This window comes from Bradyrhizobium sp. MI1.10 (genome assembly GCF_055811035.1).
This window is the reverse complement of sequence record NZ_JBVVPN010000025.1, coordinates 107,934-121,021: the sequence shown is the minus strand read 5'-3', so window position 1 is coordinate 121,021 and position 13,088 is coordinate 107,934. Positions and strand designations below refer to the sequence as shown.

General features: G+C 64.3%; 16 protein-coding genes. 12 read left to right on the top strand and 4 right to left on the bottom strand.

What is annotated here, in order from left to right:
* Positions 1-175: 175 nt before the first annotated feature.
* The 4 genes from AC0L3K_RS25360 to AC0L3K_RS25345 all read right to left on the bottom strand — a co-directional run bounded on the left by AC0L3K_RS25360 (position 176) and on the right by AC0L3K_RS25345 (position 4,534).
* Complete coding sequence (locus AC0L3K_RS25360; protein WP_007595918.1) at positions 176-811, bottom strand: MarR family winged helix-turn-helix transcriptional regulator; 636 nt, start codon at positions 809-811, stop codon at positions 176-178.
* 840 nt (positions 812-1,651) lie between these two features.
* Positions 1,652-2,977: a flagellar protein export ATPase FliI gene (gene fliI, locus AC0L3K_RS25355; RefSeq protein WP_007595917.1), complete on the bottom strand. Its 1,326-nt coding sequence runs from the start codon at positions 2,975-2,977 to the stop codon at positions 1,652-1,654.
* Positions 2,978-3,013: 36 nt separating this feature from the next.
* The gene (flgF, locus tag AC0L3K_RS25350; RefSeq protein ID WP_007595915.1) at positions 3,014-3,742 is read right to left on the bottom strand and encodes a flagellar basal-body rod protein FlgF; all 729 of its coding nucleotides are present in this window, start codon (positions 3,740-3,742) and stop codon (positions 3,014-3,016) included.
* Between the two features lie 3 nt (positions 3,743-3,745).
* Entirely contained in the window at positions 3,746-4,534 is a 789-nt protein-coding gene (locus AC0L3K_RS25345; RefSeq protein WP_007595912.1) for a DUF1217 domain-containing protein, read from the bottom strand.
* A gap of 142 nt (positions 4,535-4,676) precedes the next feature.
* On the opposite strand from AC0L3K_RS25345, the gene motA reads away from it, so the two are divergent.
* The 12 genes from motA (at position 4,677) to flgI (ending at position 13,052) form a co-directional block, all read left to right on the top strand.
* Positions 4,677-5,576 carry a flagellar motor stator protein MotA gene (gene motA / locus AC0L3K_RS25340; protein WP_354160439.1) on the top strand — a complete coding sequence of 300 codons (900 nt, stop codon included), beginning with the start codon at positions 4,677-4,679 and terminating at the stop codon, positions 5,574-5,576.
* On the top strand, positions 5,573-6,511 hold the full coding sequence (locus AC0L3K_RS25335) for a flagellar motor switch protein FliM (RefSeq protein ID WP_007595903.1): 939 nt from the start codon (positions 5,573-5,575) through the stop codon (positions 6,509-6,511). The genes motA and AC0L3K_RS25335 overlap by 4 nt, the downstream gene beginning before the upstream one ends.
* The gene (locus tag AC0L3K_RS25330; protein WP_007595901.1) at positions 6,492-6,806 is read left to right on the top strand and encodes a hypothetical protein; all 315 of its coding nucleotides are present in this window, start codon (positions 6,492-6,494) and stop codon (positions 6,804-6,806) included. Before AC0L3K_RS25335 ends, AC0L3K_RS25330 begins: the two co-directional genes overlap by 20 nt.
* Before the next feature lie 76 nt (positions 6,807-6,882).
* A complete protein-coding gene (gene fliN / locus AC0L3K_RS25325; RefSeq protein WP_007595899.1) occupies positions 6,883-7,263 on the top strand; it encodes a flagellar motor switch protein FliN in 381 nt (126 codons plus the stop codon).
* Between the two features lie 2 nt (positions 7,264-7,265).
* Entirely contained in the window at positions 7,266-8,306 is a 1,041-nt protein-coding gene (locus AC0L3K_RS25320; RefSeq protein ID WP_007595897.1) for a flagellar motor switch protein FliG, read from the top strand.
* 13 nt (positions 8,307-8,319) lie between these two features.
* Positions 8,320-9,405, top strand: a complete 1,086-nt coding sequence (flhB, locus tag AC0L3K_RS25315) for a flagellar biosynthesis protein FlhB (RefSeq protein ID WP_473256298.1) — start codon at positions 8,320-8,322, stop codon at positions 9,403-9,405.
* Positions 9,406-9,490: 85 nt separating this feature from the next.
* On the top strand, positions 9,491-9,871 hold the full coding sequence (gene flgB / locus AC0L3K_RS25310; RefSeq protein ID WP_354160444.1) for a flagellar basal body rod protein FlgB: 381 nt from the start codon (positions 9,491-9,493) through the stop codon (positions 9,869-9,871).
* 11 nt (positions 9,872-9,882) lie between these two features.
* The gene (gene flgC / locus AC0L3K_RS25305) at positions 9,883-10,299 is read left to right on the top strand and encodes a flagellar basal body rod protein FlgC (RefSeq protein ID WP_007595894.1); all 417 of its coding nucleotides are present in this window, start codon (positions 9,883-9,885) and stop codon (positions 10,297-10,299) included.
* Positions 10,300-10,301: 2 nt separating this feature from the next.
* The gene (fliE, locus tag AC0L3K_RS25300) at positions 10,302-10,631 is read left to right on the top strand and encodes a flagellar hook-basal body complex protein FliE (protein WP_007595893.1); all 330 of its coding nucleotides are present in this window, start codon (positions 10,302-10,304) and stop codon (positions 10,629-10,631) included.
* Positions 10,632-10,646: 15 nt separating this feature from the next.
* Positions 10,647-11,435: a flagellar basal-body rod protein FlgG gene (gene flgG, locus AC0L3K_RS25295; RefSeq protein ID WP_007595892.1), complete on the top strand. Its 789-nt coding sequence runs from the start codon at positions 10,647-10,649 to the stop codon at positions 11,433-11,435.
* Positions 11,436-11,448: 13 nt separating this feature from the next.
* A complete protein-coding gene (flgA, locus tag AC0L3K_RS25290) occupies positions 11,449-11,925 on the top strand; it encodes a flagellar basal body P-ring formation chaperone FlgA (RefSeq protein ID WP_083869858.1) in 477 nt (158 codons plus the stop codon).
* On the top strand, positions 11,922-13,052 hold the full coding sequence (flgI, locus tag AC0L3K_RS25285; protein WP_007595884.1) for a flagellar basal body P-ring protein FlgI: 1,131 nt from the start codon (positions 11,922-11,924) through the stop codon (positions 13,050-13,052). Before flgA ends, flgI begins: the two co-directional genes overlap by 4 nt.
* The last annotated feature ends 36 nt before the right edge of the window (positions 13,053-13,088 follow it).

The following is a 13,088-nucleotide window of genomic DNA, read 5'->3' as shown; positions in this document are numbered from 1 at the left end:
AGTCGGCCGCCGCGGAGGGATTCTGGATTGCTTCCGCCTTCGCTAAAGCTTCGGCGGACACGTCGCTGCGCTCGCAATGACGGTTTGACGGAGTGTGCGCCACATTTCGTTCTCGCCAACGCTGCGCAATCTTCCGCAAGTAGCGCAGAATCCGCGCGCGGAATTTACGCGTGCCTTACCCTTGGTTCGCGACGCGCGCGCGGTCGAGGTGCTCCTCGATCTTGGGACGGTCGCGGGTGCGCTCGAAACTGGTGCAGAGCAGTTCGGTCTCCTCCAGCGAAACCGGCGCGCGATACAGCCGGCACATGAATTCGGCCGTTGCGCGTCCCTTGCCGGTACCCGGCCCGCGTTCGGCGAGAAACATGCAGTCTCGGCAGATGCTGGCATCGAGCCGCTGATGCGCCGCGTCGAGGTGATTGAGGATCTCGCGCAGCGAATCGCGCAGCCTGACGCACTCGTCGGGTCCGAGCGCGGTGACCGCGTTCAGCACGTGATTGATCGGATCGTGCTGGCTCAGGCACTTCTCGCCCTGCGCAGTGACGTGCAGCACGACAGAACGCTTGTCTTCGTGCGACGGCTTTCGCACCAGGAAGGATTTGCCCTCCAGCGTCTTCACGATCTGCGATGCAGTGGCCCTGGTGGCGCCGATGAAGCCGGCCAGCGCGGACGGCGTGCGCGAAAACCTGTTGGCGCGGCCGAGGAAGCGCAGCGCCATCCATTCTCGATCGCGCAACCCATGCTGATTGCCTTCGAAATACCAAGCCCTCGCCGCCTGAACCAGCAGCTCCACGGCTTCTCTTGCCAATGGCATGAATTCCTACCTTGCCCCGGGAAAAACGTTTGCGGCGCCCCGGAGCCGCCTTCGATCGTTGCGCACCAGCCGTTCGCGAGAAGCTGCAGCACCGGCAATGTCCGATACATGCACCGTGCTCTTCTCTCGCATGAAGGCACGGACTGCCCGGGGCCCGACCCGGACCGATGGGCATTGCAAGCTATGGCGCGGGAAGCGGTGTTGCTGATGGTATGCCATTCGCGGCGTCGTCGCACGGGAGCCCGAGTAGCCGTCGCCAGCAGACGATGGATCGGAGTAGTTCAACCGAAGCCCCTAAGGTTCAAGTCACACGCAGACGTTTCTTATCTTCGACGAAACGATGAATGAGCTTCTCAACAAAATCAAGTAGAGACCCTCTCGGAGACAGGATGTCGTCGCAGGCGAATGTAACGTTCAAGACAATCTCGCGCTTCGGGGACACATGATGGTGAACGCAATACGCTGTCCCACCAGCAACATGCACGCGACTATGCGACAGTTTTATTGCACGGCCCATTGTTGGCAGTCGTTGATGCAAGTTGATCGAAGCTTGTGCACGACGACGATGTGCCTCGGCATGTCATCCACAACTTGTGCGTTCTGCCAAGAATTGTCCGAGGGAACTCACAGGAAGTACACGCGGCGGTTGTCCGGGCCGGAGGATGGAGTCGCATTCGGCGCGGCTGCCTCACCCGAACGGTGGAGAAGATCACGGCCGAAACCGGAGACGGTCGCGCAGGCGCATGCGCTGTAAGCGTGGCGGCATGCGCAATCGCCTGTCGAAAACAACGAGCAAGGTGCGATCGCGGGCGCCTCGCGGCCGACCCAAGTTGAGACTTGCTAGTCGCCCTTGAGCATATCCCGCAGTTCGCGAAACGGATCGGCGCTTGGCGCAGCCGAGGCGTCCTGCCTCATCGCGCCGTAGATTCTCGGAACCATGTCGACCGCCTGATCGAGCCCCGAATCACGTCCCGTTTGGTATCCGCCCATCAGGCGAAGGTCGCGCGTGTCCTCGTATTTGGCGATCATGGCGCGCAGCTTGCTCACCAATTCGCGCTCTTCGGGATCCCAGACGTTATGGGCGAGGCGGGAGACCGAACCCAGAACGTCCACCGCCGGGTAGCGCGCCTGGTCGGCGATGTGCCTGGAGAGCACGATGTGTCCATCGAGTGTGCTGCGGATGGTATCGGCGATCGGCTCGTTGTGATCGTCGCCGTCCACCAGCACGGAGAAAATCCCGGTGATCGTCCCGGACCCCTCCTCGCCGGGGCCGGCGCGCTCCAGAAGGCGCGGCAGATCGGTGAAGACGGTGGGTGCGTAGCCGCGTGCGACCGCGGGCTCGCCGGCGGCGAGCGCAACTTCACGGGCTGCGTGGGCGAAGCGGGTGATCGAATCGACCATGAGCAGGACCGATTCGCCGCGGTCGCGGAAATATTCGGCGACCGCCATGGCCGTCTTCGGCGCCAGTCGTCGCATCATCGGGCTCTCGTCTCCCGTCGACACGATCGTGACGGCGCGGTGACGATCGGCGCCCAGCACGTCCTCGATGAACTCGCGCACCTCGCGGCCGCGCTCGCCGACCAGCGCCAGCACGACGGTGTCGAAGCCCTGACTGCGGGCGAGCATCGCAAGTAGCGTCGATTTACCGACGCCGGAACCGGCAAAGATGCCGACGCGCTGGCCGGCGCAGATCGGGGCGAACAGGTCGATGACGCGTACGCCGGTGCGCAGCGGCTTGTGGACCCGCGCGCGCTTCATGGCCGAAGGCGCCTCCGCCTCGGCCGAGACCGGACGCGACCCGGGGGTGAGAGGGCCCTGTCCGTCCAGCGGCGCTCCGAGCGCGTTGATGACGCGGCCCTTCCAGCTCGGATCTGGCGCGAAGGACAACGGGGGCATCCGGTAGGCGACCGAGCCGAGGCCGCCGGCGAACTGCCGGTCGAACGGCTTGGCGATGATGCCTTCGCTGTCGATCCGCACCACCTCGCCGATCTGGGGCTTGCCGCCGGAGTTGACGCCGATCAGTTCGCCGAGCCTGACGAAGCGCGACAGGCCGGAGACGCGGAAATGTGTCGACGCGATCTCGGAGATCGCGCCGCTGACGCTTGCCAGGGGAGTGCTCTGCTGAAGCTCCAGCAGCGCCCACTCAAGTTGCCGAAGAGCGTTCAAGGAAACCGTCCAACCTCATTGCGCGCGGAGCGCAGTCTATTTGCCGGGTTCGCCCAGCGTCCGGATTGCGTTCTGGAGCGAGCTCTCGGTGCCCTCGATCATCGAATTGGTGCCGTCGAAGGCGCGCGAGGCCGCGATCAACTTCGTCAATTCCATCATCGGATTGGCGCCCGAGCCCTCGACATAGCCCTGCTTGAAGCCGTCGCGGGAGAAGTCGGCGATGGCGGTCGCAGGCCGGTTGGGCGTGACGCCCGAATTGCCGTAGCGGTCGAGATTGGCGTCGGCGGGAATGTTGAACAGGCCGATGGTGCCGATCTCGTTGTTGTCCTGGGTGATCGCGCCGCTGCGCGCGATCGAGACCGGTCCGCCGTTCGGATCGAGGGTGATCTGCGCGCCGCCGGAATCGATGACCGGGAAGCCGGACACGGTCTGAAGGTCGCCGTTGGCGGCGATCTGGAGGCGGCCGTCGCGCGTATAGACCGTGCCGTTCGGACCGGCGAAGGCGATCCAGCCCTGTCCGACCACGGCGACGTCGAGCGGGTTGCCGCTCTCGGTGATGCTGCCCATCTCGCGCGAGATGATGTTGTCGCCGGGCGAGGAGAAGGCGACCGGGTTCGCGCCCGCCTTGGACAGCACCGTCTCGAACTTCACCACGTCGGTGCGGAACGCCGCCGTGTTGACGTTGGCGACGTTGTTGGCGATCGTCTGGAGGCGCTTTTCGAGGGCGACCTGCGCCGACAATCCTACATAGAGGGCCGATTGCATGACTTACCTGTTGAACTTGATGTTCTGAAGTGTCGTGAGCACGTTGCTATCCATGCTGATCGACGGTGCGGCGCCGCCGATCAGGACCAGCGCCGGGTTGGTCGAGGTGTCGCTCTGGGCCTGGGTCGCATCCCACATCGCCGCGAAGCGCTGCACGAATTTGGTGACCTTGGCCGGGTCCTGGAAATCGGTGAGCTTGATCTTGCTGGTGATCATCTTGGCCTGGGCATCGATATCAGCCGAACTGATCGTCGACGGCAGCCCGAGCGCCGTCTGGACCACTTGCGTCATCGCCTTGTCCGCGAGGATCTGGTAGGAATTGGTGATCGTGGAGGCCTTGCGCGTGAAATAGAGCGCCAGCCGCAGGCCCTCGTTCTGGTCGCCGGCCTTCTCCTCCATCGTCTGCGTGACGTATTGGGTCGCCGTGCCGGCCGTGGCCGCGGCGGTTTGTGTCGCCTTGTCGCCAAGGGCGGCGAAATTGAACGCGGCGGCGAATTGCCGGTAGCGGGTGTCGGTCAGCTTGTTGGCGAAGGTCTTGTTGTCGGCGATACCCTCGGTCAGCACCTTGCGCATGAACGCCTTGGCGTAGGTCATGTCGCTGAGGCCATATGCCTTCATCGCGTAGGAATAGAGGCGATAGTCCTTCAGGAAGTCGTCGATGGTCTTCACGTTGCCGATGTGGCTGAGGAAGTAATCGGTATCGCGGCTGACATCCGGCTGCGTCGCGACCTGTGTCAGCGACTTGCCCATGTCCTTGGTCAGTCTGGTGTAGTCCGCGATGGTGGATAGCATGACCCGCGCCCCTCTGGCCGCTCTCGCGACGTCGTCCCAAGCTGCCGTGAATCGCTTGCGCGAGGCTGGCGAGGGGGAAGCCAGCCTCGCGCAAGGCTCGCCGACTAGATATTCCCGATGGGATCGGTGATGGAGCGGCGCGTTGGGCAGTTTCGTGGGGATCGTCATCACGGTAGCGGCACTGCTGGGCGGATTCGCCGCCATGGGCGGGCATCTGGGCGTGCTCATGCAGCCGTGGGAGTTCGTGATCATCATGGGCACCGCGGCCGGCACCTTCATCATGGCCAATCCCTGGAAGACGGTCGCGGATACCGGGCTTGCCTGCGTGCAGGCAGTGACGGGGGCGGTGCCCGGCCAGCGCTACTATCTCGATCTGCTCGGCGCGCTGCACGCGCTGATGCGGGAGCTGCGGGGCAAGGGCCGCAACGAGGTCGAGGCGCATATCGACGATCCCGCGTCCTCCGAGATCTTCAAGGCGTTCCCGAGCGTGCTCGGAGATCCGTCGCTGCTCCAGTTTATCTGCGATTACGTCCGTCTCATCATCATGGGTAATGCGCGAACGCACGAGATCGAAGCGCTGATGGACGAGGAGATCCACACCATCGTGAAGAGCAAGCTGGCGCCCTACCACGCGCTGGTGGTGGTCTCGGAAGCTCTGCCTGCGCTCGGCATCGTCGCCGCGGTGCTCGGCGTCATCAAGGCCATGGGCGCACTCGACCAGTCGCCGAAGCTGCTGGGCGGCTTCATCGGCGCCGCCCTCGTCGGCACTTTCGCCGGCATTTTCCTGTCCTACGGCATCATTTCGCCCTTCGCGATGAAGGTGAAGATGACGCGGGAGAAGCGTTGCCGGCCCTACATCATCGTCAAGCAGACGCTGCTGGCGTTCATGAACGGCGCCATGCCGCAGATCGCCGTCGAGCACGGCCGCAAGATGATCGCGAGCCCCGAGCGGCCCTCGATCGACGTCGTCGAGAACGAGACGATCGCGGGCCCCAAGGCGGTCGTGACCGAAGCTGAACCGAAGGCTGCGCGCGCATCATGATGGAAGCCCTCGACGTCGATCAGCGCAAACCGCTGCCGAACTATCTGCTGGACGCCGCCGGCATCTCGATCGAGCGCATGCCGATGCTCAATGTGATCTTCGATCGCATGGCGGCATCGTGCACGGACAGCCTGCAGCCGATGGCTGGAACGCCATGCTATTTTTCGGTCAACGGCATCACCAACGACCGTGTCGGCGACATCGTCAAGGACTACGAGGCCAACGCGGTTGCGGCCGTGCTCTATGCCGAGCAGTGGGACTCCCGCATCATCATCATGCTCGACCGCGACTTCGTGTTCACGATGGTCGAGGCGATGTTCGGCTCCGATGGCGCCGAACCGCCGCTCGACGTCGAGCGCAGCTTCTCGAACATCGAGATCCGCCTGGTCCAGGCGCTGTTCGAGCGGTTCGCCAAGGCGCTGCAATCCGCTTTCGCCGGCACCTCCAACGTCACCTTCCGCGTCGAGCGGGTCGAGACCGCCATGGCGTCGCTGGCGATCGGGCGGAGCGGCAACATGTCGATCTGCGCGAACATCATGCTGCAGGCGCTCTACCGCGGCGGTCAGATGTTCCTCATCATTCCGCACTCCGCGCTCAACCCGCTCAGGCAGAAGCTCGCGACCGTCGTCGTCAGCGACGGCCGCGCGGCCGATCCGCGCTGGCGCGAGCAGATGGAGACCGAGGTTCACCGCACCGAGGTGACGCTGAGCGCCGTGCTGGACGAGAAGATGATTTCGCTCGGCGACGTTGTGAAGTTCCAGGTCGGACAGGTGCTCGAGCTCGAAGCCACGCCGCGCACGCTGGCCCGGCTCGAGAGCAACAACCAGGTGCTGTTCTGGTGTCAGATCGGCCAGCTTGATGGCTATTACGCCATGCAGGTGGCAGATCCCGTCGATCAGAAACGGGAGTTCGTCGATGATATCCTATCTCGTTGATGCCGTGCTGCTGATCGCGCTCGCCTTCACCAGCATGCGGGTGACCCGGATGCATCGTGAGCTGGCGCGGCTGCGCAGCTACCAGGGCGAGTTCTCGACGATCGTCCAGGAGACGGCGGGCACCTTCGACACGGTCATCACCGCGGCGCATGATTCTACCGCAAATCTCGGGCGGCTCGCCAACGTGCTGAGCACGAAGATCGATCAGGCCAACGAGGCGATCGCGGCGCTCGATGCGAGGAGTGGGCTCGGATCCGCGGCGACCGCGGGCGGCGCCGACGTGAACAAGCATTGAAGCCGAAACCGGCGGAATAAATACGGTCGGAACGTCGCGGCGCTCCGGGAGTGGAAATACCAAGAGGCGATACCAGATGGCGCAATCCTTCGATTATGAGTCAGCATCGGCGTCCGACGAGGGGCATACCGAGACATCTCCGCTGGAGCGGCTGGCGGAGATCGCCGCGCGCACTGCGGAGGAGACCGGCAAGTTCGCCAATGTCGATGCCATTCTGCGCATTCCCGTGACCATGCAGGTGGTGCTGGGATCGGCCACCATTCCGGTGGCAAATCTGATGAAGCTCGGCCGCGGCGCGGTGGTTCCGCTCGACCATCGGGTCGGCGAACCCGTCGACGTCGTCGTCAACGGCCGCGTCGTCGCCCGCGGCGAGGTGGTCGTGGTCGAAGAAGACAATTCCCGCTTCGGCGTCTCGCTCACCGAAATTGTCGGGCCGTTGGGACAGGGTGATACCTGACCATGGCGGCACAGGTCGGCATGGCTCCCATCAAGCAGCGAGGCGTTGCCACGCTGGGCGGGACGGAGAAGGTCGCGGCACTCCTGCTCGCCATGGGCCGGCAGGCGGCCGCGAGCGTGCTCGCGCAGTTCGAGCCACAGGATATCCGCACCGTTACAAAGGCCGCGGCCGAGCTGCGGCCGATCACGGCGCAGGAACTCGAAGCGATCGTCGAGGAGTTCGCCCAGCAATTCTCGATGGGCGCCAACATTCTCGGCACCCTCGGCGGCCTGGAAGCCGTGCTCGGCGACGTGCTTCCGGCCGACCAGGTCTCGGCCATCATGTCGGACCTGCTCGGCAATTCGAGCCGGTCCGTGTGGGACCGCGTCTCGTCGGTGTCGGAAAACTCGCTGGCAAGCTACCTGTCCAAGGAGCATCCGCAGACCGCGGCGCTCATCCTGTCCAAGGTCAAGCCGTCCTGCGCCGCCAAGGTCATGAGCCAGCTGCCGTCGAGCCTGCGCAACGAGCTGATGCGGCGCGTGCTCAGCCTCAAGCCGATCGTCGACGACGCCCTGAGGGTCCTCGAGAAGACGCTGCATGAGGATTTGACGCTGAACTTCGCCCGCAACCTCGGAGCGGACACTTATGCCCGCGTCGCCGACATCATCAACAAGATGGAGCGCGGACACATCGAGGACATGCTCAAGAGCCTGTCGGAGAAGCGGCCGAAGTCGGCCGAAGTGCTGAAGGAGCTGCTCTTCACCTTCGACGACGTGACCAACCTGACGCCGAAGGCGCGCACCATGATCTTCGACCAGGTGCCGACCGATCGCATCGTCATCGCGCTGAAGGGCACCGACAAGCACTTCCGCGAGATGATCCTGTCCTCGGTCGCCTCGCGCGTCCGCCGGGTCGTCGAGCACGAACTCGCCATTGGCGAACCGTCGAACCAGCGCGATGTGCTGGAGGCGCGGCGCGTGATCACCGACCTCGCGCTCGACCTCGCGGAAAAGGGCGAAATCGAGCTCAACCCCGAGCAGGAGGATGAGCTGGTCTTCCGCTGACCGCTGAACCGGCATGGCAGAAACAACCGATCAGGAGAGCAAGACAGAAGAGCCGACCGAGAAGAAAGTCCGCGATGCGCTCGAACAGGGCAAAATCCCGGTCTCTCGGGAGGCTTCCATCTTCGCCTCGATGGCCGCGCTGATGGTGATCCAGATGTTTCTGATCGGTCAGGGCGTGCAGCAATTGACGCCGATGCTGACGGGCTTTCTCGATGATCCCGACGGTTTCCCTCTCAGCACCGGGGCCGACGCCCTCAATCTTCTTACCGTGGTAGGCCTTCAGGCATTGCGATTCCTGGTGCCGCTAGTCGTCACTCTGTCGGTGTTCGGGCTGGCAGCGTCGCTGTTGCAAAATGCTCCCAGCCTGGTGCTCCAGCGCATCACGCCGGACCTTTCGCGAATCTCGCCGCTCAGCGGCTGGAGCCGGCTGTTTGGATCGCAGGGCCTTGTCGAGTTCGCCAAGTCGCTGTTCAAGCTCGCCGCGGTGACTATCGTCGTCGTGTTCGTTCTGCGCTCGTCGGAAGCGAAGGCGTTCGAGGCGATGTACACTGATCCGGTCGCGCTGCCGGAGATGATTCTCAATATCGCCATGCGAATCGTCTCGGCGATCTGCATCGCGACCATCGTCCTGGTCGCGGTCGATCTCGCCTGGGCGCGCTTCCACTGGCGGCGCGAGCTGCGCATGACGCGGCAGGAGATCAAGGACGAGCACAAGCAGGCCGAAGGCGATCCGCTGATCAAGGCGCGCCTGCGCTCGCTGGCGCGCGACCGCTCGCGCCAGCGCATGATCGCCTCCGCATCGCGCGCGACGTTGGTGATCGCGAACCCGACGCACTTCGCGATCGCGCTGCGCTACAATCGCGAAGAAAATCCGGCCCCGATCGTCGTGGCGAAGGGCATGGACGTGATTGCGCTGAAGATCCGCGAAGTCGCCGAGCAGACCCGAATTCCGGTGATCGAGAACAAGGCGCTGGCGCGCGCGCTCTACGAGGCGGTTCAGGTCGACCAGGTGATTCCGGCGGAGTTCTTCCGGCCGGTCGCCGAGATCATCTACTTCCTGCAGTCCAAGCAGACGCCGCGATCCGAGAAGGTCCAGTAGAATTCCGAGGACGGCGTCTGTTCCATCAGCCTGACGAAAGCTTGCGACCCTAAGGTTACACCGTCTGAACCAGAATGGTGCTGCCGTGGGACCGCTCTATCTCTTCGAACTCGCATCGTCGCAGGCGCGATACCTCGAGCTCCGCCAATCGACGATCGCCACCAACGTCGCCAACGCCAACACGCCGGGCTTCAAGGCGCGCGACGTCGAGCCCTTCAACAAGGTGCTCGATGGCATGCCGGTGAGGCTCGCGACGACGGCGCCATCCCACATGCAGCTCTCCGCTGCCGAGAGCGACACCCGGGCGACCGCGAAGAAGGACAGCTGGGACGTGGTTCACTCCGGCAACTCCGTCAGTCTCGAGCAGGAAATGATCAAGGGCAGCGACGTCAGTCGCGACTACTCGATGAACTCGGCTATCGTGCGGTCGTTTCACCGCATGCTGCTGTCGAGCGCGAAGACCTGAGGTGAACTGACATGCTGGACTCACTGCAATCCTCGTTGACGGTCGCGAGCTCCGGGCTCGAAGCGCAGTCGACGCGCATGCGCATCGTCTCGGAGAACCTCGCCAACGCGACGTCGACAGGGCGCGCCGCGGGCGCCGATCCCTATCAACGCAAGACGATCACCTTCGATGCCGCGATGGACCGCGCCTCGGGCGCTCAGCTGGCGAAGGTCAAGGAAATCGGGGTCGACACCACGCCGTACCGCGTGGAGTACGAGCCGGGGCATCCCGCTGCCGACAAGGCCGGCTACGTCAAGCTGCCGAACGTCAACATGATGATCGAGATGGCGGACATGCGGGAAGTCAACCGCTCCTATGAAGCCAATCTCCAGGTCGTGAAACAGGTGAGGTCGATGCTGGGCATGACCATCGACCTGCTGAGGAGCTGACAATGCTTGAAGCAATTTCATCCACGGCGATCTCAACTGCGCAGGCGGCGAGCCGCGCGACCGAGGCGCAGGCCATCTCGCCGGCGGCCACGCCCGCGATCCAGTCCGGCGGCGACGTCGGATTCGAATCGGTCATGAAGCAGGTGACGACGGACGCGATCGGGACGCTGAAGGCGGGCGAGGCTGCCTCGATCTCGGCGATGCAGGGCAAGGAATCGACGCGGCGCGTCGTGGAGGCGCTGATGTCGGCCGAGCAGGCCTTGCAGACGGCGGTCGCAGTTCGCGACAAGGTCGTGCAGGCCTATCAAGAAGTCGTTCGGATGTCGATCTGATCAAGGAGTGACGCTGTGAAATCGCTTGCTATCGCGGCCACGGGCATGAACGCCCAACAGACCAACATCGAAGTCATCGCGAACAACATCGCCAACATCAACTCGACGTCGTACAAGCGGGCGCGTGCCGAGTTCACCGATCTGTTCTACCAGATGGACCGCATGCAGGGCGTTGCCAACACCAGCGGCTCCTCGCCGATTCCGGAAGGCGCCAATCTCGGCCTCGGCGTCAAGTCGGCGGCGATCCGCAAGCTGCACATCCAGGGCGCGCTCACGCAGACAGGCAATCCCTACGACATGGCGATCAACGGCCGCGGCTGGTTTCAGGTGCTCGGCCCGAACAACGAGGTGCAGTATACCCGTGCCGGCTCGTTTAACACCAATGCCAACAGCCAGCTCGTCACGACCGACGGCTATCTGCTGGATCCCGCCATCACGGTGCCGCAGGGAACGGTCCAGGTCACGGTCAACCAGACCGGACAGGTGTTTGCCAAGCTGGATACGGAAGTGAACCCGAGGCAAATCGGCCAGCTCAACCTCGCCAATTTCGCCAACGAGGCCGGCCTCGAACCGCTGGGCAGCAATCTCTATCGCGAAACCACGGCGTCCGGCACGCCGGTCGTCGGGCTGCCCGGCGATTCCGGCTACGGCAAGATCAACCAGCAATATCTCGAAGCCTCGAACGTCGACCCGGTCAAGGAAATCACCGAGTTGATCTCTGCCCAGCGTGCCTACGAAATGAATGCCAAGGTCATCCAGGCCTCGGATGAAATGGCCCAGACGGTCTCGAAGGGCATGCGCTAGTTCCGGTGTATCCATGTTGAACAGGATGGGCTCGATCATGCGCGGGTTGGCCGCCGTGCTGCTGGTTCTCGTCTCGGCGCGTCCCGCCGCGGCCGAGGAGAAGCGGCTTCCCGTGCCGGCCGTCTCGATCCGCGCCGGCGAGCTGATCCGGGACGACATGATCACCGAGCGCGCCTTCGCGCCGAACGTGCTCGGCGTGGCCATGTTCATCGAAGGACGCCAGGTCCTGGTCGGCCGTATGGCGCGTCGCGCGCTGCTCCCCGGCCAGCCGATCCCGACCAACTCGGTGGAGGATCCCTGGACGGTCGCCCGCGGCGCGATGGTCAAGGTCGTGGTCGAAGACAGCGGCCTGTCGATCGTGACCTACGGCGCAGCGATGCAGTCGGGTGCGCCCGGCGCGCTCATCCCGATACGAAATACCGATACGGGCGTGATCATCAGGGGCGTCGTCCAGCCGGACGGCACCGTCAAGGTCGTGGACGGGTCATGACCAGAGTCCTGCTTGCGCTCGTCCTGCTCGTTTCCGCCGCCAGCGCCCAGGCCGCCGTCCGCATCAAGGACATCGCGGACATCAAGGGATTGCGCGAAAACCAGATCGTCGGCTACGGCCTCGTCATCGGCCTGAACGGCACCGGCGACACGCTCCGCAATGCGCCGTTCACGGAGCAGTCCCTGCAATCGATGCTCGAGAACATGGGCATCAATGTCCGGAACGAGACCACGAGCACCAACAATCCGCCGCGTCCGACGACGCTGCGCACGCGCAATGTCGCGGCCGTGATGGTGACCGCGGACCTGCAGCCCTCGATCGGTGCGGGCGAGCGCATGGACGTGACCGTGTCGTCGCTCGGCGATGCGACCTCGCTGCTCGGCGGCACCCTGGTGATGACGTCGCTGCGCGCGGCGGACGGTGCGGTCTACGCGGTGGCGCAAGGCGCGGTCACGGTCGCCGGTTACAGCGTGGGCGGTCAGGCCCAGAACGTCAGCCAGGGCACGCCGACCGCGGGCCGCATTCCGAACGGCGCGCTGGTCGAGCGCGAGGTGCAGGGTAGCCTCCACGAAATGGAGTATCTTGTGCTGGAGCTCAAGAACCCCGACTTCGTCACCGCAACGCGAATCCTCGACGCCATCAATCGCTACGCGGGCGGACGCTACCGCGCGCAGATCGCCTTCGAGCGCGACTACCGCACCATCGTGCTGTCGAAGCCGCGCCATATCGGACCGGTCCGCTTCCTCGCCGAAATCGGCGAGCTGACCGTAGAGCCGGACACGCCGGCGCGGGTCGTGATCAACGAACGTACCGGCACCGTGGTGATCGGACGCGACGTACGGATATCGACCGTTGCCGTGACGCACGGCAATCTGACGGTCCGCGTCACCGAGCTTCCCGTGGTGTCGCAACCGGCGCCCTTCTCGAAAGGGCAGACGGTGGTCGTGCCCCAGACCGTGGTCGAGGCCAACGAAGCCGGATCGCAGGTGGCGATCCTGAGCGGCGTCGATCTCCAGCGCCTGGTGCGCGGCCTGAACCAGATCGGCCTGAAACCATCCGGCATCATCGCGATCCTCCAGGCGATCAAGACGGCCGGCGCCCTCCAGGCGGATGTCATCGTGCAATGACGCGTAAGCGCCGTGCAAGCTTGGTCGCTCAATGCT